This is a genomic window from Rothia sp. HSID18069, assembly GCF_003989155.1.
GTDB lineage: Bacteria > Actinomycetota > Actinomycetes > Actinomycetales > Micrococcaceae > Rothia > Rothia aeria.
The window spans coordinates 1,280,388-1,306,304 of record NZ_RBMG01000001.1; the positions used below are offsets into that span (position 1 = coordinate 1,280,388).

General features: G+C 56.4%; 21 protein-coding genes. 4 read left to right on the plus strand and 17 right to left on the minus strand.

The features are described 5' to 3' along the window. Window positions 1-2 precede the first annotated feature (2 nt). The 8 genes from D8M41_RS05565 to dinB all read right to left on the minus strand — a co-directional run bounded on the left by D8M41_RS05565 (window position 3) and on the right by dinB (window position 10,827). Window positions 3-1,619, minus strand: a complete 1,617-nt coding sequence (locus D8M41_RS05565) for a UDP-N-acetylmuramoyl-tripeptide--D-alanyl-D-alanine ligase (RefSeq protein WP_094757988.1) — start codon at window positions 1,617-1,619, stop codon at window positions 3-5. Next, window positions 1,619-3,361, minus strand: a complete 1,743-nt coding sequence (locus D8M41_RS05570) for a UDP-N-acetylmuramoyl-L-alanyl-D-glutamate--2,6-diaminopimelate ligase (RefSeq protein ID WP_126926539.1) — start codon at window positions 3,359-3,361, stop codon at window positions 1,619-1,621. The genes D8M41_RS05565 and D8M41_RS05570 overlap by 1 nt, the downstream gene beginning before the upstream one ends. Before the next feature lie 123 nt (window positions 3,362-3,484). Beyond that, complete coding sequence (locus tag D8M41_RS05575; RefSeq protein WP_006888847.1) at window positions 3,485-5,332, minus strand: peptidoglycan D,D-transpeptidase FtsI family protein; 1,848 nt, start codon at window positions 5,330-5,332, stop codon at window positions 3,485-3,487. Between the two features lie 173 nt (window positions 5,333-5,505). Continuing rightward, window positions 5,506-6,606 (minus strand): hypothetical protein, encoded by a 1,101-nt coding sequence (locus tag D8M41_RS05580; RefSeq protein WP_126926540.1) that lies wholly within the window; start codon window positions 6,604-6,606, stop codon window positions 5,506-5,508. Then, complete coding sequence (gene rsmH, locus D8M41_RS05585; RefSeq protein WP_126926541.1) at window positions 6,607-7,659, minus strand: 16S rRNA (cytosine(1402)-N(4))-methyltransferase RsmH; 1,053 nt, start codon at window positions 7,657-7,659, stop codon at window positions 6,607-6,609. It lies immediately after the preceding gene. Window positions 7,660-7,726: 67 nt separating this feature from the next. Next, on the minus strand, window positions 7,727-8,155 hold the full coding sequence (gene mraZ / locus D8M41_RS05590; RefSeq protein ID WP_006888897.1) for a division/cell wall cluster transcriptional repressor MraZ: 429 nt from the start codon (window positions 8,153-8,155) through the stop codon (window positions 7,727-7,729). A 625-nt stretch (window positions 8,156-8,780) separates the two neighbouring features. Beyond that, a complete protein-coding gene (locus D8M41_RS05595; protein WP_023134584.1) occupies window positions 8,781-9,179 on the minus strand; it encodes a DUF3040 domain-containing protein in 399 nt (132 codons plus the stop codon). 310 nt (window positions 9,180-9,489) lie between these two features. After that, complete coding sequence (gene dinB, locus D8M41_RS05600) at window positions 9,490-10,827, minus strand: DNA polymerase IV (protein ID WP_174232410.1); 1,338 nt, start codon at window positions 10,825-10,827, stop codon at window positions 9,490-9,492. A gap of 224 nt (window positions 10,828-11,051) precedes the next feature. On the opposite strand from dinB, the gene D8M41_RS05605 reads away from it, so the two are divergent. After that, window positions 11,052-12,185, plus strand: coding sequence for a polyprenyl synthetase family protein (locus D8M41_RS05605; protein WP_126926542.1), 1,134 nt, complete (start codon window positions 11,052-11,054; stop codon window positions 12,183-12,185). Between the two features lie 111 nt (window positions 12,186-12,296). On the opposite strand, the gene D8M41_RS05610 is transcribed toward D8M41_RS05605, so the two are convergent. Continuing rightward, window positions 12,297-12,665: an Rv2175c family DNA-binding protein gene (locus D8M41_RS05610; protein WP_006888853.1), complete on the minus strand. Its 369-nt coding sequence runs from the start codon at window positions 12,663-12,665 to the stop codon at window positions 12,297-12,299. A 192-nt stretch (window positions 12,666-12,857) separates the two neighbouring features. On the opposite strand from D8M41_RS05610, the gene D8M41_RS05615 reads away from it, so the two are divergent. Continuing rightward, window positions 12,858-14,411, plus strand: a complete 1,554-nt coding sequence (locus tag D8M41_RS05615; protein WP_081697431.1) for a serine/threonine-protein kinase — start codon at window positions 12,858-12,860, stop codon at window positions 14,409-14,411. Between the two features lie 87 nt (window positions 14,412-14,498). Here D8M41_RS05615 and D8M41_RS05620 read toward each other — a convergent pair whose 3' ends face one another. After that, entirely contained in the window at window positions 14,499-15,887 is a 1,389-nt protein-coding gene (locus D8M41_RS05620) for a class II 3-deoxy-7-phosphoheptulonate synthase (RefSeq protein ID WP_023134580.1), read from the minus strand. A 188-nt stretch (window positions 15,888-16,075) separates the two neighbouring features. Beyond that, window positions 16,076-16,837 (minus strand): lysophospholipid acyltransferase family protein, encoded by a 762-nt coding sequence (locus tag D8M41_RS05625; protein ID WP_126926543.1) that lies wholly within the window; start codon window positions 16,835-16,837, stop codon window positions 16,076-16,078. 276 nt (window positions 16,838-17,113) lie between these two features. Here D8M41_RS05625 and D8M41_RS05630 point away from each other — a divergent pair, with 276 nt between their 5' ends. Both D8M41_RS05630 and D8M41_RS05635 read left to right on the plus strand, forming a co-directional pair. After that, window positions 17,114-17,953 carry an alpha/beta hydrolase gene (locus D8M41_RS05630; protein ID WP_023134578.1) on the plus strand — a complete coding sequence of 280 codons (840 nt, stop codon included), beginning with the start codon at window positions 17,114-17,116 and terminating at the stop codon, window positions 17,951-17,953. A 19-nt stretch (window positions 17,954-17,972) separates the two neighbouring features. After that, window positions 17,973-20,051 carry an AMP-dependent synthetase/ligase gene (locus D8M41_RS05635; RefSeq protein WP_126926544.1) on the plus strand — a complete coding sequence of 693 codons (2,079 nt, stop codon included), beginning with the start codon at window positions 17,973-17,975 and terminating at the stop codon, window positions 20,049-20,051. Between the two features lie 162 nt (window positions 20,052-20,213). Here the strand turns inward: D8M41_RS05635 and D8M41_RS05640 are convergent, their stop codons facing one another. From D8M41_RS05640 to gcvH, 6 genes are all read right to left on the minus strand, one after another. Continuing rightward, window positions 20,214-21,650, minus strand: a complete 1,437-nt coding sequence (locus D8M41_RS05640) for a mycothione reductase (protein ID WP_006888907.1) — start codon at window positions 21,648-21,650, stop codon at window positions 20,214-20,216. Between the two features lie 121 nt (window positions 21,651-21,771). Beyond that, window positions 21,772-22,059 (minus strand): acetyl-CoA carboxylase biotin carboxyl carrier protein subunit, encoded by a 288-nt coding sequence (locus tag D8M41_RS05645; protein ID WP_051122121.1) that lies wholly within the window; start codon window positions 22,057-22,059, stop codon window positions 21,772-21,774. 42 nt (window positions 22,060-22,101) lie between these two features. Next, entirely contained in the window at window positions 22,102-22,914 is an 813-nt protein-coding gene (locus D8M41_RS05650; RefSeq protein WP_006888854.1) for a ParA family protein, read from the minus strand. A gap of 228 nt (window positions 22,915-23,142) precedes the next feature. Then, window positions 23,143-23,730: a MerR family transcriptional regulator gene (locus D8M41_RS05655; RefSeq protein ID WP_037235747.1), complete on the minus strand. Its 588-nt coding sequence runs from the start codon at window positions 23,728-23,730 to the stop codon at window positions 23,143-23,145. Window positions 23,731-24,169: 439 nt separating this feature from the next. Next, window positions 24,170-24,940, minus strand: coding sequence for a transcriptional regulator FtsR (gene ftsR, locus D8M41_RS05660; protein ID WP_006887865.1), 771 nt, complete (start codon window positions 24,938-24,940; stop codon window positions 24,170-24,172). Window positions 24,941-25,446: 506 nt separating this feature from the next. Continuing rightward, window positions 25,447-25,833: a glycine cleavage system protein GcvH gene (gene gcvH / locus D8M41_RS05665; protein ID WP_006887859.1), complete on the minus strand. Its 387-nt coding sequence runs from the start codon at window positions 25,831-25,833 to the stop codon at window positions 25,447-25,449. Window positions 25,834-25,917 lie beyond the last annotated feature (84 nt).

Consider the following 25,917-nt stretch of genomic DNA (forward strand, 5'->3'; position numbering starts at 1 on the left):
CTCTAGCGTGTGCCTTCCTGGCCGGTGAATGTGGTGGAAGCGGAGGCCGTAGTGGCCACCGGGCTGGAGGTGGTTGCAGGCTCACTCGCCGTGGGGGCGACAGAACCCGTCAAATCGGTCACTTCAACAAAGTCGCCAGCGCTCAACCAGGTAGGAGCAGGCTCAGAGCCGGACCCAAACCGGTCACTGCTGAATGCCACCTCATCTCCCAACTGCCCAAGTTTGGCGCCGTTGGAGGATTTAAACAGCACAATGTCGCCGGGGCGCAGCTCAGCGCGTAGCACCGACAATGCCTGCTGCGGGGTCTGTACCCAGGTGGCCTCATTACCCCAGGAACCTTCCAGGTGCGCGGCATTGTAGATTGGTTTGGCAGTGTCTCCCACGGCGATTAGCTTAGAAATATTGAGCCGCACTGCAAGCCGCCCAATATGGTCGTGCTCTTCGACGCTGCTTTCTCCCAGTTCCAGCATCGCCCCCAGCACGGCCCAGGTGCGGCGCGGCTCGCTGCCGCGGCCCAGCTGCGCCAGAGTTCGTAGCGCAGCCGACATTGACTCCGGGTTCGCGTTGTACGCATCGTTAATGATGCTCACCCCATCAGAGCGGTCGGTGCGGGCCATACGCCATTTAGACACAGCACCGCTGGTATTGAGCGCGTGAGCTATCCTGTCCCCCGCGATGCCAGCGTTATACGCAATAGTTGCGGCCGCCAGCAGGTTATGCACATGATGCTCACCAATTAATTGTGACGACACCAGGTGTTCCTGCCCGTTGGGCAGCCGCAGAGTGAATTCCGGGCACCCCGCATCATTCGTGCTCAAGTTCAGGGCCGCCACATACCGCTCGTACTGTGGCTTATCCCCCACCCCGAAATAGGTGACGGGAACACACGCACGCGCTGCCATGCGCAGCACACGCTCATCGTCAGCGTTGAGGGCGAGCGCCCCACCGGCGCGGATGCCTTCGGCCAGTTCACCTTTGGTGCGTTCAATATTGTCTACCCCGCCGAACTCGCCCGCATGGGCGGTACCGACCTTTAAGATAACCCCGTAGTCCGGCTGTACGATATTCGCCAGGTACTCAATATTGCCTACATGGTCGGCACCCATTTCAATAACCAAGTACCGGGTGGTTTCATCCGCACGGAATACCGTCAGCGGCACCCCAACCTCACCGTTATAGGAGCCCACGGGAGCCACCGTAGCACCCTCGGCACCAAAAATAGCTGCCAGCAAGTCTTTGGTGGTGGTTTTCCCTGCGGAACCAGTAATCCCAATGACTTCCACGGGACCAAGACTACGCATCTTCTCGATAGCGTATGCCGCCAAGCGCCCCATCGCCAGTACCGCATCATCCACCTGCACGGCAGGATACAGCTCACCTGAAGGCTCAGCGGTAACGGGCCGCTCCACAAGGGCTAAGGAAGCACCAGAGTTAAAAGCCGCGGCAACAAAACGGTGCCCGTCGGTACTTTCTCCCGGTTTCGCAATAAAAAGGGTACCGGGGACTACTTCCCGTGAATCAGTAGTGGCGAAGGTACAGAAGACCGTCTCGGGGTCTTGAAGCCCGAGCGCGGCACCTCCGGTCGCCTGGATAATCTCGGCGGCACTTAGTTTAATCATTATTTCTTATCCTCAGCGTTTTCTTCCAGCATACGCCGATAATCTGGCAGAATCTCAAATCCGCGAGTAACCATGGCGCGGGCCACTTCAATACGGTCATCCAGCTGCACGTCTACCCCAGCTACATCTTGGGCTGTTTCATGGCCGCGGCCCGCAATGAGCACGGCATCGTCAGGGGTGGCCATATCGATGGCCTGCGCAATAGCCCTAGCACGCGGGGCAATATTATGTACTTCATGAGCCCGCGCCCCAGCGGCGATAGCTTGCTGCGCACCGGCAGCAACAGCCTCGCGAATGGGGGCCGGGTCTTCCCCATGCGGATCGTCATCGGTCACAATAACAATATCTGCGTAGCGGGCAGCGATCTCACCCATGATGGGGCGCTTGCCTTGATCACGTTCACCGGTAGCACCGAACACGATAATGACTCGGCCCTCACCGGGGCGGTCCATCGCCTCTAACGCACGGATTAGCCCGTCAGGATTATGCGCAAAATCAACAATAGTGTGGGGGCTGTGCCCAATAAGCTGCATTCGACCAGGAACTACCGGGGTGAGTGCCTCCCCACTGGCGAGCGCAGCCGCCAACGGCTCTCTCTCTTCTTCGCTTGTGCTGAGCCAGGCCATAAGCGCCGCCAGGGCCGCATTGGAAACGTTAAAATCTGCGGGAAGTCCGGTACGAGCCTGAACACGCTCCCCAGCCCCGTTAGCAAGTACGAAGGTATGCCCTAACCCTTGAGCCATCACCTCAGTGACAGCCCAATCGTTGACACCAAAATCTGCCGGTACCGCTTCTAACCCGGCACCGTGATTGGTCAGCAACCGAATTGTGTTTTGCGCACCCAGCTGCTGTTGTGCGCGAACAAGCATCCGCTGCCCCCATGGATCGTCTGCGGTGATCACGGCCCGTTCAGTACGTTCAGGGGTGAACAGCTGTGCTTTTGAGTCAAAGTATTCTTCCATCCCACCGTGTAGGTCTAGGTGGTCTTGGGTGAGGTTTGTGAAACCACTCATTGCATAACGCACCCCGTCAACGCGGCGATAATCAATGGCGTGGGAAGAGACTTCCATAGCTGCACAACGTACTCCACGCTGGCCCATGAGAGACAGCAGGGCGTGCACATGCACAGATTCGGGGGTGGTCATCGCGGAGGGAATCGACACACCGTCAATAAGGATTTGGATGGTACCGACCAACCCGGTTTTGACGCCCAGAGCGGCACGGAAAACGGATTCAAGCATATAGGTGGTGGTAGTTTTCCCGTTTGTTCCGGTCACCGCGAACCGCTGCAGTTGCGGGTAGTCGTTTGAACCGTAGATGAAAGCCGCCAAGGAACCCAGCACCCGGCGTAAATCTGTGCCAATAATAAGCGCAGTATCTGCTAAATCAAGGTGCGCCTCAGCAATAATGCGCTGCCCCTGAGCGTCAGTAAGAATACCCGCTGCGCCTGCGGCTACAGCAGCTGCAGCGAAACTAGCTCCGTGTGTTTTAGCACCTGGCAGCGCTACATATAGATCCCCCTCGCGTACGGAGCGTGAGTCCATACTGATACCGGTCACGTTTCGGGAACCGGATAGGGCTAGGTGCGGCTGTGCCTCAAGGTTTTGCAGCTTCTGAATGAGCGTATCTAGCGGGTAGCCTGTGGTTAGGCGGGGCCGTAAGTTCTGGGCATCTTTGCCGAACAGCTCTTCGCCGGGCATAGCTTCGTCTGAGAGTTTCTCACCGGGCTGTTCGCCGTTCATTGTCCTTCTTCCTTCGCGCATGGGGCGCCCTATTTATCGTCTTGTGATGTGCCACAGCTGGGCTGGGGCGATTGGTACCTTCTCATTGTAATGAGCCAACGGGTGCTCGGCACCCTCACGAGACTAGCCGCTGTTCTTACCATCCGCAAAAATGGGGATAATATGTGGCTCGGTGGTGGAGTGCGGAATATTGTAGGTGTGCAGAACTCGCTCCATGATTTGGGAGAATTGCCCGGTGCCGCCGATAGTTCCCACCTCACCTTTGGGGCGCTGCAGGGTGATACTCACCATAAACCGGGGGTTCTCAATGGGTGCTACACCAATGAAAGATGTGGTGTATCCCTCATAGCCGCCTTTTTCGCTGGGCGCCTCTGCGGTACCGGTTTTACCCCCGACACGGTACCCGTTGACCTGGGCAAGTTTCGCTTGCCCCTTAGTCACCACATTCTCCATGAGGGTCAGGCAGTCTCGGGCGGTTTTTTCACTCACCACACGCTGGGCGCCCTCTACGGGAACCTTATGCTCGGTGCCGTCGGGGTCGATAATCGCATCCACAATCCGTGGCTTCACTTTAACCCCCAGGTTACCTACGGCTTGAAAAACCATAGCGGTCTGAAGCGGGGTCTGTGCAAGGCCCTGGCCGAAAAACACCGTGAATTCCTGGCGTCCGTCCCAGGTTTTCCAATCGGAGACTAGGCCCTGCTGCTCCCCGGCAATATCAATACCTGTGAACTCGCCCATACCGTATTTTTTCAGCCACTCATAGCGCTCTTCTTTGGGCATCTTCTGGCCAACCAGCACAGTTCCGGTGTTCATCGAATCGGTAATAATACCCGAGAACGTGCGGCGTTGCGCGGGGTGCTCAAAAGCATCTTTGAAGGTTTGCCCGTTAACGGTGAGGGTGGCGGGCACATCATATGTATCGGTGGGGGTGGTAATGCCTTTCTCAATGAGCGCTGATGCGGTGAGGATTTTCTCCGTCGATCCGGGCTCAATAATCTGAGAAATGGCACGTGGCACCATATCTTGTGTGTTCTCAACTTTTTCGGCGCCCGGGTCCATCGTTGTTGAATCAGCAAGTGCCAGGATTGAGCCGTCGCGTACATCCATCACAATGGCGCATCCCCATTCTGCTTTGAGTTCGTCTACACGGGCTTTCATAACCTGCTGGGCGTAGTACTGGATATCCCGGTTGAGGGTCAGACGCACGGTTTTACCGTTCACTGATTCGCTCACCTGCTCCTGGGTCACAGGAATACGCACGCCGTCGGCCCCGATCTCGTACACGCGTTTGCCGTTCACCCCAGCGAGTTCCTTCTCGAAGGTGCGCTCAATCCCTACCGAGAGGTTGCGTTCAACGGTTTCGTTTTCTTTACCCTCAACTGCTTCATCAACGATGCGGTAGCGACCTACCACAGAACCACCCACCGGCCCGTCGGGGTACAGGCGTTCGCTGATTACTTCCCCGAAGAGGAACGGCGCCCCTAATGCGTCGATACGATTGTAAATTTCGGGGGTTACGTTGGTTTTAATGACCGAATACCGGGAGTCTCCCTCAAGTTTTGACTTCACGAAGTCATCGGTGATGGTCGGGTCCACGGTGCGCAAAATATCGGTGACCTCGTACACCAGCTCGGTGGGGGTGACTGTCACACGCTCTTGGGAGTGGTCGTAACGTTTAAATTCCGCCACGATCGTCTGGTCCGCGATGATATTGTACCTTTGCACACTACGGGCCAGTACATGCCCGTTCACATCGGTAATCTGCCCGCGGACTGCGGGAACTTTCTGGGTTCGGGTTCGAGAATCCCGGGAGGTTGCAGCCAGGTTTTGCGGGTCAAGCCCCTGAACGTACAGTAGACGTAAACTCAGCAGGCCAAGTAGCCCCGTGCTGCTGGCGCCTATCATGAATCCACGTCGGCTGAGTTTACGCTCGCTCTGTGAGGATACCGCTTTTTTCTTGTGGGCCACAGTGTTCCTTCCGGTACATTCCTGCGCTATTTCCTGGATTGTTGTTCCTATATCGCCGGGCTCTTCTGGCACCTGCCGGGGCAGCTTATAACTTGCCCCGAACAGAACACTACCCCGAGTAGATTAGGTGACACCAATCGGCGCCACCGCCCCTACCCGGGGTGTGAACTGTATTAGCGATTCGCGGAGGCGCTAGGCGCAGCCTGTGATGGCTGAGCCTGCTGCGGGCTCTGTGAACCCTGCGGAGATGCAGAGGGTGAAGGCGAGGCGGCAGCACTTGCCTTCTCCTTTTCCTGCTTCTCTTTCTCTTCCCGCTCACGGTTCTGCTTCGCGGTTTTCTCCTGCGCCTGCTTCTGGGCATCCGCAGCCTTCTGCCCGGAGGGGTCATTATCGCGGGTCGCGGGTGCTGGCACCAGATTCCCGCGGGTCCCATTAGCTGAGGTGGGCGAAGCAGCTGGGGTTGGGGTGCCCTGAATCGTACCGTTCTGCACGTCCAAAGTTGCCGGGGTGGTGCTGGGGAACATATTCAGCAGAGAAGCACGGATCGCTAGATCCTGCGGAGCTTCGTTGTACCCCAGCTCCTGATGCAGAGCCTCGTTCTGCTGGGTGAGAGCCAGCTCCTGGGCGTGCATGTCTACCAGTTCGTACTGACGCTGAGCCACTAGGATATTCATCAGTAGGTTAAAGATGAGAAATAGCGGGATCACCAAAAACACCGCCCACATCAGAAGGCTCATGATGCCTCCCCGGCGGGTGGGTTTACGTAAAGAACGGGCCAGCGGCGCACGTTTTTTTGCACCGGAGGCTTCACGCACTTCAGCGCGCCCAGCTGTACCGCCCCGAGCAGGTTTAGGCCGCGCCGAGGTGGTATTCGCTTCGAACTGCGCGGTTGAGGGCTTCTCAAATACTCCCGCTACCCCGCGCGTGTACGCCAAGAAACGGGCAGGAGCGTCTAGCAGGGTCGCCCCCCGGGAGGTGCGCATGGCACCAGCGCCCTGAGACCGGGCTGTTTCGGTTGTTCGAGCCCGGCTGGGGGTGCTGGTTCGGGTGGTGCTGCCAGCGGTAGCAGCCCGAGATGATGCACCAACTTTTTCCTTCTGTGCGGTGCGGCGGGTGCTTGTCGAAGTTGTGGAGGCACGACGAGCCGACCCGGGGTGTGAGGAGCCTGCTCGGCCCGGCGCAGCAGCTGTCCCTTCCGGGCGTGTTTTACGACCCGGGGGTTTGGGCGTGTTCCTACGCTCCCCCGTCATGGTGGTCTTCGTTGTTACGCTCATTTATGTAACCCTAATCTTCTCGCCAGCCCGCAATTTTGCGCTTGCGGCGCGTGAATTCTCTGCGATTTCAGCCTCAGTCGGTGGCTCTGCGCCACGCGTGATAACTTTCATCGTTGGCTTATGTTCGTCAAGCTCCACGGGGAACCCTTTGGGCGCCTTAGAGGTGGCGGCAGCACTCAGGCCCCGCTTGACGATCTTGTCTTCTAAACTGTGGTAGCTCATGGCCACGAACCGCCCGCCCAGGGAGAGCGAGTCGATTGCGACCGGCACAGCGCGTTCCAGTGCCTCCAGTTCGTGGTTCACCTCAATGCGTAGCGCCTGGAAAGTGCGTTTCGCAGGGTGCCCGCCCTTGCGTTGTGCCGCTGCTGGCACCGCCTTTTGGATAGCGGCTACCAGCTCACCGGTGGTCTCAAACGGCTGAACGGCCCGCTGAGCAACGATCCGTTCGGCAATCCGCGCGGCGAACTTCTCTTCGCCCCACGTGCGGATAATTCTCTGCAGCCGCTCCAGCGGATACTCGTTCACTACGGTGCGTGCTGTCAGCTCATCTTCACTATTCATCCGCATATCGAGCGGAGCGTCGTAAGAATAAGCAAACCCGCGTGAACGCTCATCCAGCTGCATAGAGGAGACACCCAAGTCGAATAGGACGCCATCGACGGCATTCACCCCGGCGACATCCATGGCGTATTCAATCTGGTCGTACACAGCGTGCACGGGGATGAACCGCTCGCCGAACCGCTCCAGCCGCTGCCCCGCAATAGTGTGCGCCTGCGGGTCTCGGTCGATACCGATCACCTGCAGTTCGGGGAAACGTTCAAGCATTGCCTCGGTGTGCCCGCCCATTCCTAACGTCCCATCAATGACCACTGCCCCTTCACGTTCGAGGGCCGGGGCTAGCAGGTCAAGGCACCTGGTAAGCATAACCGGTACGTGGCGTTCTTTCGCTTCTTTCTTCGAAAGCCCCGCATCGGGAGTTTCAGTAAGCGTAAGGGTGTGTGCGGGAGCTACCGCTCCCTGAGCACCGGCGTGGGTGCTTTCCTTAGCGCTCATATTCGCTCCTTGAGGGTCACGTACTAGGATCTGCTCCCGCAGCGAATGCGCTAACAGATGGGGTGGTTTACAGGAAGGGGAAAGGCTCCTCATCCAGTTGTGCAAATTCAGCTTCGGTACGAGCAAGGTACTCGTCCCAAGCCTGAGCGTCCCAGATTTCGGCTCGGGAACCCGCGCCGATGACGACAAGCTCGCGGTCTAACCGAGCGTACTCACGCAACGCCGCCGGGATGGTGACCCGCCCCTGCTTATCGGGCACCTCATCAGATGCGCCCGACAGGAACACACGCATGTAGTCCCGAGCCTGCCGTGAAGACAGTGGCGCTGAACGCATCTGCTCGTGAATACGCTCAAACTCTTCCGCAGAGAACACGTACAAGCAACGTTCCTGTCCGCGGGTGAGCACTAGACCAGCAGAAAGTTCCTCACGAAATTTCGCGGGAAGAATGATGCGCCCTTTGGTGTCTAACCGAGGCGAATACGTCCCTAAAAACACGTACCCACCCCCTCACAGCGCACTTGAACAATCTGCTACCCTCCACTTTACCCCACTTTCCACCACTTAACCCTTTTTAAGCACCCAAATTTTCCCGCAAATTTTAATAAACCTGCACGTCAAGCCCTTGAATCCCGCAGCTTCACCCCAGATAGGACCGTTATTGAGGAGTTCGCCACCCGCTGATTCGACGCACGAATAGCCAACATATTTTGAAAAACCACATCATTGCCCGTTCCACGCAGGCAGTTTTAGAGTTATTGGCGGCAGCAGACACAATCCCGCCGCTACACGGGTTATTGTGGGGCGGTGGAGGATTGTGGAGGGAAAAGTGGAGGAAACATCCTCAGTTTCAGCGTGAGTACCGCTTACGGTGGGGAAAACACCCATAATCAGAAGCTAACGCTAGCTTGGGATAAATACCGGCTCTTAGTACCACCACCCCGGTGTGGCATGTACAGTAGCTGCAAGTACAGCGACCTTTAACGGACAGTGGGGCGGGGCCTCCCTTATGGAAGCCCCGCCCCACCACCAAGTCTGAGGTAGAACACGGTTTAAACGTACCAGCCTATTACCACGGTGGTACCTCACGCCAGCACTGACGTATCACAAGAAGAAAAATATACTAACGCCCCTGTTCGCGCTCATCCCAGCGCTCTTCCAGGCGCTCCATGAGCTTCGATTGTTTGCGCTGTTGCTGCGCCTTCTCAGCGGAGGCACCTTTAGCCTTACCACCTAAGAACGAATCAATAGGGGTTTTCTTACTGGTGGTCGCAAAATACACGCCCCCGGCGGCAACTATAAAGCCGACAATACCAAGCAGAATAATCTTTGAGGCAACCGCCCCAATAATAATGCCCAGCCCAGCAAGCACGCACAGGATACCCAGCACCATGTGGCGGGCGCTAAATACGGGCGCGGTATTGCCCGTCGAAGACATCGAACTTGCAAACTGCGGGTCTTCGGCGTGCATTAACTCCTCAAGCTGATCAAGGACTTTCTGTTCGCGCTCCGAAAGTGCCATAGCATTCTCCTTAAAACCGTGCCCAAAAGCCCTGCCGTCGGCACATATCCACCCCGGGGCAAGACCATCACATGTAGCCTAGCGTACGTTCATCATAGTACCCCTTTTAGGCCCCCAATAGGTACTCTTTCTTGAGCTAAATCTCTGTGTATGTACTGAGAATAAAAGCCGCACTCACCACATCCCTGCGTTGCCGCGGATGCATCAGAGTACCCAGCGGCCCATGAACCTGCCTCAACGCTTAACACTCAGGGGATTTCTAAGCCGTATATTCTTTAAAAGCTCGCACTTCTACGCCTCTCATCCTGCCTTACCCCTGACGATGCTGCACCCTGTGCATATGTGTTCGCCCCGCCGTATACCCCATCAGAGAGGCCGGGCGCACCGCCTCTGCACTAAATCGCGTATGGATGCCGTCAAGGGCACGCTCCACACGACCCCAGTCAGCTTTCTCTGCACCGTCACCTTCCTGTGGGTCCAAGGCAAAAAGCGTCTGCTGCACACCAGAGGCGCATTGTTGCAGCCGCTCGGCGCGTACCCCTATCAACCGTAAAGCCCGTGACGCTTGTTCCTTTTGACCATCACAACTTTTGATCAAAAGCCCCATCGCCCTCAGGGCGGCGCAAGCAATACGATATATCTGCATCCCAGAATCTACAGGCTCAGTTAGGGGTATAGATTTAGTGTGTGTCTCAAAACCTTCATAACGATATTTAATGGTCAGCGCACCGGCGGTTTTCCCTGCTGCGCGCAGCCGCCGCCCCAACCGTAAAGCAATACCCTGCACCGCTCGCTCAATATCTGCGACGCAGCGAGTATCGGCAGCAAAGGTATGTTCAGCTCCCATACTTTTCTCAACACGTTCAGTGACCACCGGACGATGATCAATACCACGAGCAAGAGCATAGAGATGGTTCCCTGCCGCATTACCAAAACGCCCGCACAGCCACTGGGCGTCAAATTCACGCAGCTGTGCCACCGTGTAGATTCCGTATTCGTTCAGCAAAGTGGCGCTTCGCGCCCCCACACCCCACAGTTTATTAACCGGCATAGGATCCAGGAACTCCTGCACCCTGTGGGGTGGCACCACCCACAGCCCATTGGGTTTACTGCCAGTTGAGGCCATTTTGGCAAGAAACTTATTAATAGATATCCCCGCCGAGCAGGGTAGAGACAGCTCGTCTGCAATACGTTCTCGCACCCGCTGTGCTATCGCAACCGGGGATCCGCCGATGGCAGTGGCACCGGTGAGATCAATGAATGCCTCATCAACACTTACTTGTTCCACAAGCGGGCTTTCATCCCGCAGTATTCGCATGACCGCACGAGAGTAAAAGCCGTAATCACCCCGCAGAGGCAGAATAGTTGCCTGTGGGCTCAGGCGTTTAGCACGTGCCAGCGGCATACCCGAATGAACACCCGAGTCTCGAGCCTCATAGGAAGCAGAACATACCACTGAGCGCGGGCCCTCATGCGCCACAATAATAGGAGTTCCGTGTAATTCTGGTTTATTCAGCAGCTCTACGTTGACAAAAAATGCGTCCATATCAAGATGCATCATGATGCGGGGCTTCTCGCTTCGGTCATCAGCGGTATTCCCCCGCTGGAAGCGAGATGTATTAAAGATGTTTTTTACGTTCTCAGACATTCCACCCCCTTGATAGAGGGAGGCCCTGGATGACTATTGTGCCTCAGCTTTGATGTATCTTCAGCCTCCCACCACCCCATAATAGCATATATATTCTATATAGTATTCTTGTTCTATAAAAAATCGAGTTGGCTAGCCCCACGCGAAAATACCGCGAATTATGGGAGATAGCATAAGCTAGATGGGTATCGACCACCGCCAGATATATATCGACGGGAGCAACAATGGCTACGCAGAGCGCGTTTGAAACGCAAATTCAGGCCGAACAGCAGGCATATCTGCAAGAGGTTGAGGCCGAAATGGCGCGTTTTTTTACCCAACAGCGCGAGATGCTCTCCAATATTTCACCAGATGCACTCAGCCTGTTAGCAGCCATTGAAGCGCTCTCCACAGGTGGTAAAAGGCTGCGTGCGCTACTGAGCTACTGGGGATGGCGCGGCGCAGGTGGGGTGAGTATTCTTGAGGACCCAAAGCCCCTGTCGGTGGTGCGTATAGGGGTGGCCATTGAACTGTTTCAATCCGCTGCGCTCATCCACGACGATATTATTGACCGTTCCGATACTCGGCGTGGAGCACCCGCTGTGCACAAGCGTTTTGAGAACCAGCATAAAAGTAGTGCCTGGCGCGGCGATACTTTTAACTATGGTCTTACGGGGGGTATTATCGCCGGAGATCTGTGCCTATCGTGGTCGGAGACAATGTTTGCGCGCACGGGGGTGGGCTCCCTACCAGACCGCACCGCACGAACTGTTTTCGATACGATGCGCACCGAAGTCATGGCCGGGCAATACCTGGATGTGCTCTCGGAAGTCATCGATTCCGAAGATTATGATGCGGCACTACAGCGTGCCCAGAACGTGATCCGTTATAAGTCAGCCAAATATTCATGCGAGCACCCGCTGACTCTTGGCGGCGCTCTAGCCCTTGATGCACAGCAGAACCAGCACCACCCCATTCTTAATGCGTACCACAGCTTCGGCTTACCCCTGGGTGAAGGCTTTCAGCTGCGTGATGATCAGCTGGGGGTGTTCGGTGAGCCTGAAACCACTGGAAAACCTGCCGGGGATGATATTCGGGAAGGAAAACGCACCGTACTGGTGGCACTTACGGAAAAGAATGCGGATCAGGCGGGACGGTCCCTGCTTGAGACATGCTTGGGGAACCCGAACCTAGATGTTCACGATGTTCAGCGGGTGCGTGGTCTCATGCTTTCTTGTGGTGCAGTGGCGCAGCTTGAGGAACTCATTGCCCGCAAGTCTGCTGCCATTGATACGGCGCTGGCTGCTTTACCGGTACCGGAGCAGGTACGGGAAGCCTTAGAAGCTATTGCAGCAAAAGCGCTGCATCGAGCCGCGTAACTGTAAAAGGTGGAGGGGACCACTCCATCATGCGGGTGGCCCCTCCACCGTCACTAGTTTGAGAAAAGCGCCCAAGTACTCAACGGCGCGCGGTTTTATCGGACTTGGGTTTTACCAGGCTAAGGCCTGTGCGCGGCGGCGGATTTCCGTCTTCTGCCCGTTAATGAGCGCATCAATGGGACGTCCCGGCAGAGAATCATCCGCAGTGTAGAGCCAGGTGATGGCTTCCTCGTCGCTAAAACCAGCGTCTTTGAGCACTACTAAGGTGCCTTTGAGAGATTCGAGCACATGATCGCCGTTGAGAAAAAGCGCGGGTACTTTACGCACATTCGTGTCTGGTTCGCGCAGGGCTACAAGAGTGCCATCTGAGATAAGGTTGTGCACTCGAGTAACTTTCAAATCAAGTGCCTCGGCAATATCGGGAATAGTGACCCAGTCACCTACAAGGGCAAAGGTCTGTACAGTTTTTTCGCTACTCACCTTTTAAGAGTGCCAGAATCTCCCCAATTTTGCCTACTTATACGCCGCCATTATTGCCGGTTCTGTTATGGTGTGTAGTCCGGGCTCTATTACTTGGCCGGTTTTCCCCTCTTTACCTATGAATCCGCTGTATCTTTGCTCAGTGAGAGTTGTCCATGCGGCATGGGCACCACATATCCCCTAGAATCGTAGATGATGAATCCTCCCCCATCTTCAACACCGTCTTCTTCCCCCGCGAGTTCTGCGACGCGGGGGCGTGACTGGTTAAACGGCATCATCTTCGATGAACACTACTTGGCTGGCCCGCTCATTGCTGGCGGCGGTATGGCCGAAGTGTACTACGCGACCGACACATGGCTCAACGATTCCCCGGTGGCTATTAAAATTCTGAAACCTGAACTTGCCGCTTCACCCGAGAATCAGCGCAAGTTTTACAGTGAAGAGTCATCGCTACGGCAGATGGGCGGCGGACATGTGATCGGCGTGCTTTCCTCAGGTGAACAGACGGTACGCGGGCAGAAGCTACGGTACATTGTCATGGAGTACGTGCACGGGTGTACTCTAGGCCAGCTGCTGCGGGAGCGCGGTGCCCTCTCTGTGGGGGAAGCCCTGCAAATTCTGCTGCCGGTAGTGGAGGGACTGTCTGAGGCTCATGCGCGACGGCTGGTACACAGCGATATTAAACCCGGCAATATTTTGTTGGATGTGACCGAAACGGTAAAACTGGCAGACTTCGGGTTGACGCGCCGCGACGACCAGGCGCTCACCGGTGAGATTATGGGCACCCCCGCATACGCCGCACCGGAACTGGTCAAAGGCCAGCAGACGGGTGCACCCGCCGATATTTTTGCCTTGGGCGTGATGATGTACCTCATGTTCGCCGGGCATCTGCCGTTTGATGGCATCGCCAACAGCAGCGAGGTTCACCGTTACAATGCAAACGTCGAAATCCCGCCCGTCGCGGAGGCTGCTCCCGGCCTAGATCCAGGGCTTGCGGGGCTCATTAGCTGGTGTACCCGTCAGCAGCCTGAAGACCGTCCAGAGAACGCGCTTGAAGTTCTAACCGATCTGCGGGATGTGACGGCCCACATGAGCGAGGAAGAGCTTGCCTGGCGCACTCCCCTCGTGGAGGAACCTGAAGTTCCGCTATGGGAGGCTGTGGAACACATCGCTGAGACTACGGGGTTGGCCCAGATGGTGCACAACAGCCCCATCAGTGGTATTGGCCGTGCTGAGGATCTGCTGGTGGACACTAACCGGCGGGCCCAGGCCGCAAAACCTGTGCTGCCCATGGAAGAATACGTTCCGCTCTCGATCGGTATCGGCCCTGAAACCCGGCCGGTAAACCCTGCCTTAGCGCGTGGCGATATCCCCCTGAGCGGCCAGCGGTCCTTGGACGGTTCCTCGGCGCGGATGCACTATGGCGCGCTGCGCCCAGAGCTTGCTCAGCGTTCCCCGAATAATGTCTTTGGACTTCCACGCACCCCACCGGGCCCTAACCGTTCCCCACAGCGCAGGCCAGCATCGCATCCGCAAGCGCGGCCCGGCCCGCGTCCTTTCCCCCGTAACAGGAGGCTCCCTGCTGAACGGCTAGGTCCGCCACCATCGCCGTTTACAGTAGTGACGGGAGTGGTCGTACTCTTGGTGGCTCTAGTTTTGGCAGGGTTCGTGGGGTGGCTGCTGGCCCAGTCGGTATTACAGAGCACGTGGTGGGCTAACCTGTCACAAATGTTTGGTGGGCTCTAATCCCCCACACCTCATATGTTTTAAGGCCGATGCGCTGCCCTCTTTAGGACGGCTCATCGGCCTCATCATACGTTTATGTGGGTGTGCTTAACGCATAGTATTACCCAATTGGCGCACGTACTGGCTCTTCAGGTACTCAGATACCAAGAATGCGATCTCCAGAGACTGTGAATGGTTCAGTCGCGGATCGCACAGCGATTCGTAGCGGTTAGCCAGTGCTGCCTCATCCACGGGGTCTGAGCCGCCCAAACACTCGGTGACGTCATCCCCAGTCATTTCAACGTGGATGCCACCGGGGAAAGAGCCCAGGGACTCATGCACCTCAAAGAAGCCGCGCACCTCATCCAGGATATCGTCAAACCGGCGAGTTTTAATCCCCGATGGAACCGATATAGTGTTGCCGTGCATGGGGTCGGTAACCCACACGACCTTCGCCCCGGATGCATTAACCCCCTCAACGAGAGCGGGAAGTTTTTCACGAATGTTCTTTGCCCCCATGCGGGTGATAAAAGTAAGACGACCGGGCTCCCGTTCAGGGTCGAGCTTGTCGATAAGAGCTAGTGCGTCATCGGTGGTGGTGCCGGGGCCCAGCTTAACACCGATGGGGTTACGCACCTTAGAGAGGAAGTCTACGTGGGCGTCGTTAATTCCTCGGGTGCGTTCGCCAATCCACAAAAAGTGTGCGGACGTGTCATACGGTTGGTGGGTACGCGAATCGATGCGTGTGAGGGCACGTTCAAAATCAAGCACCAGTGCCTCGTGGCCCACGTACAGGTCGGTGGTGGTCAATGCGTTAAAGTCCACTCCGCAGGCTTCCATAAATTTGAGGGCACGGCCTATTTCACGCGCAGTTTCTTCATAGCGGGCATGCGCAGGGTTTTCGGTAAACCCGCGGTTCCACTGGTGTACGGAACGCAGATCGGCAAAACCGCCCTTCGTGAAAGCCCGCACCAGGTTCAGGGTTGCCGAGGAGGTGTGGTACCCGCGCAGCATCCGCTTGGGGTCGTGAGTGCGCGCCTCTGCTGTGAACTCATGACCGTTAACGGTTTCTCCACGGAACGAAGGCAGGGTAACACCATCACGGGTTTCCACATCCGAGGAGCGGGGTTTAGAGAACTGCCCGGCAATGCGGCCCATCTTAACCACAGGCATAGAGGCCCCGTAGGTCAGTACCGCTGCCATCTGTAGGATGGTGCGAACACGGCCTGAAATTTTATCGGCGGTGGCTCCCGCGAACGTTTCGGCGCAGTCTCCGCCCTGAAGCAGAAAAGCGCGACCTTCAGCGACTTCAGCAAGTTGGTGGCGCATTGAGTCTACTTCCCCCGCAAAGACCAGCGGGGGCAGCTTTTCGAGTTCTGCCACTGTGGGCGTGTAGTCGGGATGATCCGCCCAGGTAGGCTGCTGGTCAGCGTTAAGGGTGCGCCAAATATCCAGCCCATGGTCGCTGGGCTGTTGCGGGCGAATCGTGTTGCTCATGTATGTTGTCTCGCTCTATCACTCAGGTTGGGTTGTCTGCGGTTGCGGTACCCCATAGTTAAAACCATGAGGCAGTACTACGTTATTGTACTCCCGCTATGGGCAAGACGGTACGGAGCGGTCATGTTTTTACCTCGCTGCGTGAAATCACACGCCACAAAGCGGCCCGTACAACCAAAATGTGGCTGTTAGTGTGTGAGAAGACTAGCTACTGCGGTTTGGGCGCTCCACCCATGAGCCGCCATGAGCCGTTTAACTTTGTCGGCGGGCACAGGCACGTACTGCTGCCCCGAGAGGGCGCGAATAGCCTCAGTAATCTGATCGGTCACAGCCCTGAGCGTGGCGTGGTCATTAGCTTTATCCTGCAAATGTGCGAACTCCAACGGTTTACCAATAATAGTGCGTACCGTAATGGGTTTCCCATTATGCCGAAAACGTGGCCTGTTCGTCCCGGCTGGCTGTATTAGGTCGGTGCCCAGCTGACCCACAGGTACCACGGGTGCACCAGATTCCAGCGCAAGACGCGCCACCCCAATTTTAGGGCGGTAGTAGCGTCCGTCAGGACTGCGGGTTCCTTCAGGGTAGATGCCGAGCACTCCCCCTGCACGAAGTACCTTTAGACCCGCTTCTAAAGAAGCCCTGCTTTTCTCCCCACCCGAACGATCCATAGGAAGCTGGCCCACGCTGCGGAAGAAAGCTGCCATTGCACGCCCTTTAAAGCCGGGGGTAGTGAAATAGTCGCTTTTCGCTAAGAAATTTACGGTGGGTTTAACCGCAAGCGGAATAAACACCGAATCGCAGAAGGCTAAGTGGTTACTGGCAATAATGGCTGGACCATTGGGCATGTTTTCAGCACCTATGACTTCATGCGGCCAGATCCGCCGGACAGTGGGGTCGCTTATTGCTTTAAGTACCGCATATACGGGTGTTGTGGCGGGGTGTGTGACCACAGTTTTCTCCTGGAGTGTTTCCGGTTATTGAACGCGGCACGGTTCGATTAATTCACACCGGTGTGCGTCATCGGAGGGGCGAGTGCCTTCCTAGTAGATTGTAGCCGGGTACCAGGGGGTCCATTGGGTGTTATACAGCCCATTTTCACCTGCCAGTTACCTGTGAATCGCACGAAATCACGCTCACAGCTCAATAGCGTGAGTTTTTATCTCACCTTGAAAGCAATAATAGTGCTAGATATTAAGTGTGGGGTTACACAGCTTCCTGGGGGATGTATGAATATTTTTGAGAACTCGTTAGAGCCAGTGCGTCGGATACGCCGCAAAGTACACGAGAGGCAACAGACAGGTGGGGTGCCTGCGCAGCAGCCGGACTTTAACCACGAACCGCTGTCGTCCCCCGCAGACCCCAAAAAGTATGCGGGTGACTTAGGTATCCTCATCGTGCACGGGTTCACAGGCTCTCCGCACAGCTTGCACCCGTTAGCAGCGTATTTAGCAGAGAAAGGGTACCCGGTGGAGTTACCCCGCTTACCCGGCCACGGAACTCACTGGCGTGATATGGCAGTCACCCACTACACCGATTGGATAGATAGTGTTGAGCAGGCGTACGAGCGGCTCACTGGTGCGGGATATCGAGTAATTGTTATCGGTATGTCTATGGGTGGATGCCTTGCCGCGCACCTTGCGGCACGCCGCCCGGTTGCTGGCACAGTGCTTATTAACCCGTTCTTTGTTGATGTCAACCCGCTCATGCGCATTGCCCACCGGGTGGCACCAGTGCTGCCGGTAATGCGCTCAATAGGGTCCGATATTGCCGTGCCGGGTGTAGATGAAGGGGCATATGCACGCACTCCCACCGCGTCTATCCGGCAGCTACACCTGCTGGGGGTAGAAACCCGCGAGCTACTGCCGAAACTGCATGCACCTGTACTGTACTTGCGCTCCGTATCAGACCACACCGTTACTGACGCGTCACACCACTATTTTCTGCAACATGTCTCGGCATCGGTAGAATTTAAATGGCTCACCCGTAGCTACCATGTGGCGACCCTTGATTACGATGCCGAGCTTGTTAAAGAATTCACACACAAATTTGTACAGTCCTTAAGCTAGGGCGTGGAAGGCGTAACTCATGAAGGTTTTCTCTGTTCCAGCAGAGGTAATGTGCGACCCGCAGCTGAATATCACCAGCATCTTAGAACGCCGTTGCGCTGACACTACCAACCCGTTGTTGTATCGCTGGCAGATGTCACCGGGGAATTGGCAGCCGGTGCGGGCCCGCGAATTTCGGGCCATGGTGGTAGCGGTGGCTAAAGGGCTGATCGCCTCCGGTATTGTTCCCGGAGATCGTATCGGCATTATGAGCCGCACCCGGTTCGAATGGACTCTCATTGACTTCGCTATCTGGTATGCGGGAGCCGTCTCTGTTCCCGTATATGAGACGAGCGCGCCCGCCCAGGCGGCGTGGGCTCTTTCTCACTCCGAAGCGAAAGCAGTTTTCGTTGAGGACGATAAGCTGGCTGGTGTTATCGAACAGGCAAACAGCATTGAGCCGTTGCACCTTGAAAACACCTGGGTTATTAATAACGGGGCCCTGGATGCACTCATTACGGCTGGGCTCAACGTGCCGGAAGAAGCAGTGTATACGGCACGTGACACCGCCACCTGCAGCTCCCTGGCAACTATTGTGTACACCTCAGGTACCACCGGCAGGCCGAAGGGGTGCCCGCTAACACACGGGCATTTCCTGAACCTGAGCGTAAACACCAAACTGGCGGAACCAGAGATTGCGAATCCCCATAATTCCTCTATTATTTTTCTGCCGTTGGCGCATGTGCTCGCCAGGCTGATTCAGATATTGGCGATGGACGCGGGCGTACAGATTGGGCACTCCCCCAATATTAAAAACCTCGCTGCCGATCTGGACAGTTTTAAACCGACTATGCTGCTGGTAGTGCCCCGCGTGTTTGAGAAAATCTATGAGGGGGCGAAGGCTAAAGCAGCTAAAGGCGGAACACTCAACAAAGCCCTATTTGACCGCTCAGTGAAGGTTGCTGTTGAGTGGTCGCGCGCTAAAATTTCCGGGCGGGTTCCCCTCGCGTTGGCGGCCCAGTACACGTTCTACGATAGGCTCGTGTACGCGAAGCTGCGAGCGGCGATGGGCGGGCAGCTAAAGTACGCCGTCTCGGGCGGTGGCCCGCTATCCGATACTCTAGGCCACTTCTTCCACGCTGTAGGTATCCGGGTGGTTGAAGGGTACGGTCTCACGGAGACTTGCGCGCCGATTGCAGCGGGGCGTATTAGCGAGTTCCAGATCGGGGCCATCGGCCCGCTCTTACCGGGAGCGCAGGGGCGTATTGCCGAAGACGGCGAACTGCAGGTGCGCGGCGTGGGTGTGATCGATGGATACTATAAGAACCCTCAGGAAGACGCCACCGCATTTACTGAAGACGGCTGGTTTAAAACCGGGGACCTGGCCCGCTTTGATGAACGCGGCAACCTGACAATTGTGGGCCGCAAGAAAGAAATTATTGTGACTGCGGGCGGTAAGAATGTGGTACCGTCCGTGGCGGAAGATCACATCCGCACCTCCCCCTTGGTATCTCAAGCAATGCTGGTGGGAGACCAGAAACCGTTTATTGCCGCGCTGGTGACGCTTGACCCGGATACGCTGCCGGAGCAGCTGGAACACCTGGGATTACCGCGTGCCATGAGCATCCCCGAGGCAGCGGTGCACCCGAAGGTGCGTGAGGCAGTGCAGATGTTTATTGACGAGGCAAACCTGCTGGTGTCTCGGGCAGAGGCAGTGCGTGAATTTCGCATCATGAACAAAGACCTGACGGAAGCCGACGGTTACCTGACGCCATCGCAGAAGCTTAAACGCTCAAAGATTCTGAAAGATTTCTCCGCATATGTGGACGATATGTACAGCCGGGTCTCCGGCGATATGGGTGTGCGTCTAGAGCGGCTGCAGGAGATAAAAGAGCAGGCGTCCGAGAAACTGCACGAATACGCGGAGCAGGCCAGCGAACGCATTGAGGAGCTCAGGGAGCAGGCCAGTGAGAGGCTGCAGGGGTATCAGGCTGCGCGAGCGCAGAAAACCGAAAGTACCGAGCAGGTTGAGGCGACTGCTGTGACCTCTGACGGCCCCAAGGATACCGCTGTGATCGAAGCAGCAGAAGATGACACTTCTCGCTCCCACGAGCAATAAGTTCGGCCTTGGGCCGGAACAGTCGGGTGCCGCATGTACGCAATGTGCGCTGACGGCTGCCAGGTATATGTTTCCCAGAAGATGCATGCCGCAGGGCAGGCTTTCCCACCGAGTCTCCTCAAACCGGGAAAACTTGCCCTGCGGCATATTTTGCAGCTATAGCTATGCGTTGATTTCAAGCCCCAGCAGAGCGTTCTCAACAACTTCAGTCAGTGCGGGGTGAATCCAGTACTGGCCGCGGGCCATCTCGCGCACCCCCAGCCCGAAGCTCATCGCTTGAATGAGCGGCTGAATGAGCACGGATGACTCCTCGCCCACCAGCGCCGCCCCCAGCAGCTGACCGGTGTCTTTACGGGCGATCAGCTTGCACAGCCCCACTTTATCCTCCATCGCCCAGCCATAGGCGGTATCCCCAAACTCCTGGCTTTTAACGGTCACCTCAAAGCCTTCACGTTCACCGGCGGCACGCGCCTGCTCCTCGGTGAGGCCCACATACGCCAGCTGCGGGTGGCTGAACACAGCCGCGGGCACAAAGCGGTGGTCGCTGGCGCGTAGCTCGTTCGGGTGGGACAGGTTATGCTGCACGATGCGCGCCTCGTGGTTAGCAACATGTTTAAGCTGATATGGGGAGGAGATATCCCCCAGAGCAAAAACGCCTTCAACGGGGGCGCCGTTGTACAGTACCCGCTGATACTCGTCCACACCAATAAGGCCGCGGGCATCTACGTCAAAGAACTTCTCAGCATGCAGGCTATCACTATTTGGACGCCGTCCCGTAGCCACCAGCACCTTATCGGCAACCACATCAACTAGTTCGCCGTCGTTCTCAAGAACCACGGTTACTGAGTCGTCATCGTTTTGACGGATCTCGATGAGAGCGTGCTCCAGCAGCAGATTCCACTGTTGAGATGCGGCTTGGGCGAAACGGTTCACAACCTCCTCATCCACGCCGCGCAGCAGGCGGGCTGACCGGTTCGCCTGGGTTACCTCAACGCCCAGCGCTGAGAAAACATGTGCGAACTCTGCGGCCACTACCCCGCCGCCAAGCACCACCATACGCTGCGGTAGGTGTTCCATGCGCATCACGGTATCATTTGTGAGCACCTGCGGCAGGTTAATTCCGGGCACGTCAGGGCGCGTGGCGCGTGAACCGGCGGCGATAACCACCTGCTTACCGTGGACCTTCCGGCCCGATGCAGTCTGCAGGGTGTGCCGGCCGGTAAAGTGCGCATACTCTGGGTAGAAGTCAACGTTCGGCAGGTTAGCACGCCATTGGCGGCCAGCCTCAGAAATCTTATCGATTCGGTGTGGGAAAATGCGGTCGCGCATGTTCTGCCACGAAATGTTTTGCACGGATGCTTCAACGCCAAGCTCAGCAACTTCTTGCGTTTTAACTGCCACGGTGGCCGGATACACAAACATTTTTGTGGGGATACACCCCACGTTTAGGCAGGTGCCGCCAAATATACCGCCGTCAATAATGGCGACTGTCTTATCATCCCACTCGGGTCCAATAATGCTATTGCCCGACCCAGAGCCGATCACTACAAGGTCGTACTGTGCCACCCCGTCAATGACTTCGAGGTCTTTAATGCTCATGCGCTCCTACCTTTATCATGTGGTGGTCCCGGGCCTGCCGGTTCTCTGGTTTGCCAGTTTCTAGGGCCTCAGGTGCCCTTCGTATCATTCTAACGGTAGCTATAACACGGGGACTTAGGTTTTATTCCGGCACTATAGTCAGTAGCAGCTGCCCGCCAGTTACGTATGAGCCATCGGTGTGGGTAATACGCCCAACCCGACCGTGCGTCCGAGCCGTTACCAGAGTTTCCACTTTAAGGGCTTCGACGATAGCGAGCTTCTGTCCCGCGTCCACATGCTCGCCCTGACCCACGAGCAGAGTCAGGTACCCGGCGAACGGTGCACACACTATAGTGGGCCCCAGATCATCCTGGTTTGAGTGTAGAGTATGTTCGTTTGGGTGCTGCGGCGAGTTGCTGTTCTGCGGCATGAAGAAGTCCTTTACTTTCTGCGGCTCTTTCATATCCAACGGCTACAGGGCGGCGACAAGCCCCGTGAGCAGGCGGGTGAAACGGGTTGCCGGGTCCACGGCTTCCTCATCGGGCCAGTAATGGATAGGAAAAGCCGCGCCTTGGGCTCGTTGCACCGCTGAGCTTTCCCACAGGGTTGGCTCAACCACGAGACCACCGAAGAGGGTACGCATTTCTTCGCGGCGGTACAGGTGCTCAGGGTCGTTAGGGCGCATCCTATTAATGATGACCGCAACCCCCTCAATATCTTGTTCGTTATTGTCCTTAAAACGGGCGATACCGCGTAGCGTGCGTTCGGTTCCGGCAACCGAAAAAAGGGAAGGTTCCGCGATAGAAAGTATCCGCTGGCTGGCAGCCCACCCCACCGAGGTGAGGGTTCCCATAAAAGGAGGGCAGTCAATGAGCACCAGATCGTAGGTAGCGTCAGTCGCGCGGATAAGTTTCCGCACCCGCTCACTGTAGGAGACATGCTGCCGGGTATCGAAGAGGATTGACCGGGCAGAGCCGCGCGCCACCTGTATCTCGCCGGTAGTGGCGGGGTGGCTGGTTAAGAGCGTAGTGGCACCGGCGTGGCGGTTCCACCCAGATGGGCCGACTGAGGCCGTGAACGCGTCCTCATCGTCTCCATCCATGATGGAGGCAATATCGGGGGTGGTAGGGGCAACGTCCAACCCTGTGCTGGCGTCTGCGTGTGGATCAAGGTCTATTACGAGGGTCTTGAGCCCACCATGTAGCGCGGCAGATGCCAAACCGAGTGTTATGGAAGTTTTGCCTACGCCGCCTTTGAGGCTACTGATACTGACGATTCTAGGCATTGAGAGTATATTTCCGTTGAGTATTCCAATGAATGAGTGCTTACAACTTATTCTAGCGAAATAACTGCACCCTCACCGAATGGTGAGGCTTTTTGCAGGGTACGCTTGAAACCCACGATTCAAAAATACTATGGGTACCTGCTAGTGTGTAGGTTTCTTTCTCAGGGACTGCCTCCCTGCCGCCTCTTGTATCGTGGGTTAGGGCAGCCTGCAAGGCAGGGCCGGGACTTAGTTCCCGGCCTTGCGGGCACGTCTAGCCGCCAACTGGTCTACGTGCTCATGCGCCCCGCCGAGGGTGTCTTCTCCCGGCTCGCCGTTAAGGTTCTGCTCAATCTCACGCCAGACACGGCCAATGGCGATACCGAACACACCCTGCCCCGCCTGTACCAGGTCGATCACTTCGCTCGGGGATGTGCACTCATATACTGTTGTGCCATCACTCATAAGGGTCACTCCCGCCAGGTCTTCCACGCCTCGGGTGCGTAAGTGCTCTATGGAGGTACGGATCTGCTGGAGGGAAACACCAGTATCAAGCAGGTGCTTTACGATCTTAAGCACCAACACGTCCCTAAAACTATAGAGACGTTGGGTACCAGACCCGGAGGCTGAACGAACTGTGGGGACCACTAGCTCGGTGCGCGCCCAATAATCCAGCTGGCGGTAGCTTATACCCGCCGCTTTGCGGGCTACCGACCCGCGATACCCCAGGTTCTCATCTACCAGGGACAGAGGGTCTGCGAAAAGCACCCCCTGTTCTCCTCGCGGAGGTGGCGTTGTGGGAAAAAGAGAGCCGAACCCTTCAAGCGGCTGATCCATCGGGTGCGAAAGGGTAGAGTCTGCTGCATCCGCAGCGGATGCGGTGCCTTTCGCGTTCTGCCCACGGCTGGATTGCTGCGCCACTGAGGTTACTTCCTATTCTTTGTGTTCTCTTACGTTCTCCCCACGGTGAGGGTACGAGGTGGGGCCGTCCGGTTAGGACATGCACCATGAGAATCCTACTTAGCTATCGTACCGGCTGAAGGATACGTTTGCACGGGACAACGCACCTAAATAAGAACGTATTTCAGCAAAAAATTTTATAACTTAAATGAGGATGCGCGCCTCGCCCAGTGGGCGAGGCGCGCATCCTCATGCTGAGTGAGTGAATCCACTATAAACCCATCGGCGGGGTTATTGATTGTGTCTCGGATTCTGGGGAAAACGCCCCGTCCCGGTCCCGGTGCCGGAATAACAGAGTGTTTTCGATAATGCCGAATTATTCGTAACTGGGCATTGCCGATTCGACCAGAGTCGCATGCAGCTGCAGGCACAGCTTGCGGATCTTATCCGCACGCTCCTGAGCCTGAGACTGCGATGAAGGGTCGCGGCGGGAAGCCAGTGGAGCTACCGCGATTTCTACCAGAGAAATCTCGCGTTCTGCAGCAGACTTGAAGGAACGCAGGTGACGGGGCTGAATACCGTGCTGAGTCAGTTCAGCACTGGTGCGGGCGGTCAGCACATCATACTCGGTGTATTCGCCGTCCTTAGCCTCGATCAGGCCGTATTCAACCAGGTCATCAATAAGTTCGGTTGAGGCCCCTGAGTACTCTGCCAGCTCGCGCAGGGTGTACTTACGGCTTGCGTTATCGGAGGATCCGAGTACTTGGTCCAGCACCTCGTCAGAGACTGGCGCAGGGATTGCGTTAATAGCGCGTCCGGCTTCAAGGTCGTCAAGGTGCTGGCGGATGACCTTCAGGGGCATATAGTAGTCACGCTGCATGGTGAGGATGTACCGCAGGCGTTCAATATCGGTCTGGGAGTACTTGCGGTACCCAGTGTCAGTACGCTTGGGGTACACCAGTCCGCGTTCTTCGAGGAAACGAATCTTCGAAGCGCTAATGCCGGGGAAGTCCAGGTCTAGCTGACTAAGAACCTGACCGATGGTACGGCTTTTAATGTCGCGGGGGTCGCGGCTGTTTTCGCCACGCCCGACGCTTTCTACGAGAGCCTCGGCCCTTGCGAGGTTTTCATCAATGAGTGAGCTCATGAGAACAACTTTCGGGTTTATAGATTTTCGCTAAATACACGCTGGGGTACGCTCAAGGTACCCCAGCGCCTGACACGTACATGACCGGGAGGCTTGCACGGTAGCCAGCTATTTAGCGCCTGTGTTTGAGTGTGAGAGCAGGCCTTCGTGAATTATCACGAAATGATAAACACTTAACCTGCTGTTCAATCTTATAGCTTTAAGCGAGAGAATGCCATTTCTCCCGAAGATTCTGGGTAAATTTTATGATTTTTTACGGAGAAAGTACTTTATTAAGCGCTGGGAGAAAGAATACCAATTAGCCCCCTCAACGCCCGAATATGAAGCCGGGGTTGAAGCCAATACACCGTTTTACCCGTGAAATAACGCCGAACTAAGGGGAACCTACCCTGCTTGAAAAACGAAGGTGCTGGCAAGTTCAAAACTCACCAGCACCTCTACAAATTCGCTGCAACCGAGATTAAGCTCTCATTTTTGAATCGAGGGCTTAAACCATCGTACTCACCCTAGTCCAACTCTGCTTTGTAAGCCTCAGCAGAGAGCAAACCAGAGAGATCATCAGCGTTTGCAGGGCGCAGCTCAACAAGCCAACCCTCCCCGTAAGGGTCGCTGTTGACCAAGGACGAATCGTCGTTCACAGCCTCGTTAACGGCCACAACCTCGCCAGCAACCGGGGCAAGCACATCCGAAACGGACTTAGTGGATTCAATCTCGCCGAAAGAATCGTTAGCTTCGACAGTATCGCCTTCCGAGGGAAGATCAACATACACGACGTCGCCCAGAGCGTCCTGTGCGTGGTCGGTAATGCCAATACGAACGGTGCCCTCATCGGTGAGAGCCGAAACCCACTCGTGGTCGGAGGTGTACAAAAGTTCTGCGGGAACATTGCTCATAACGGTGGTTTCCTTTCACTGTGTTCCTTGCAGGCCGCGTGAGCCACGCGAGCCACGTTCGCGCCGTGGGGAACGCGCACGATA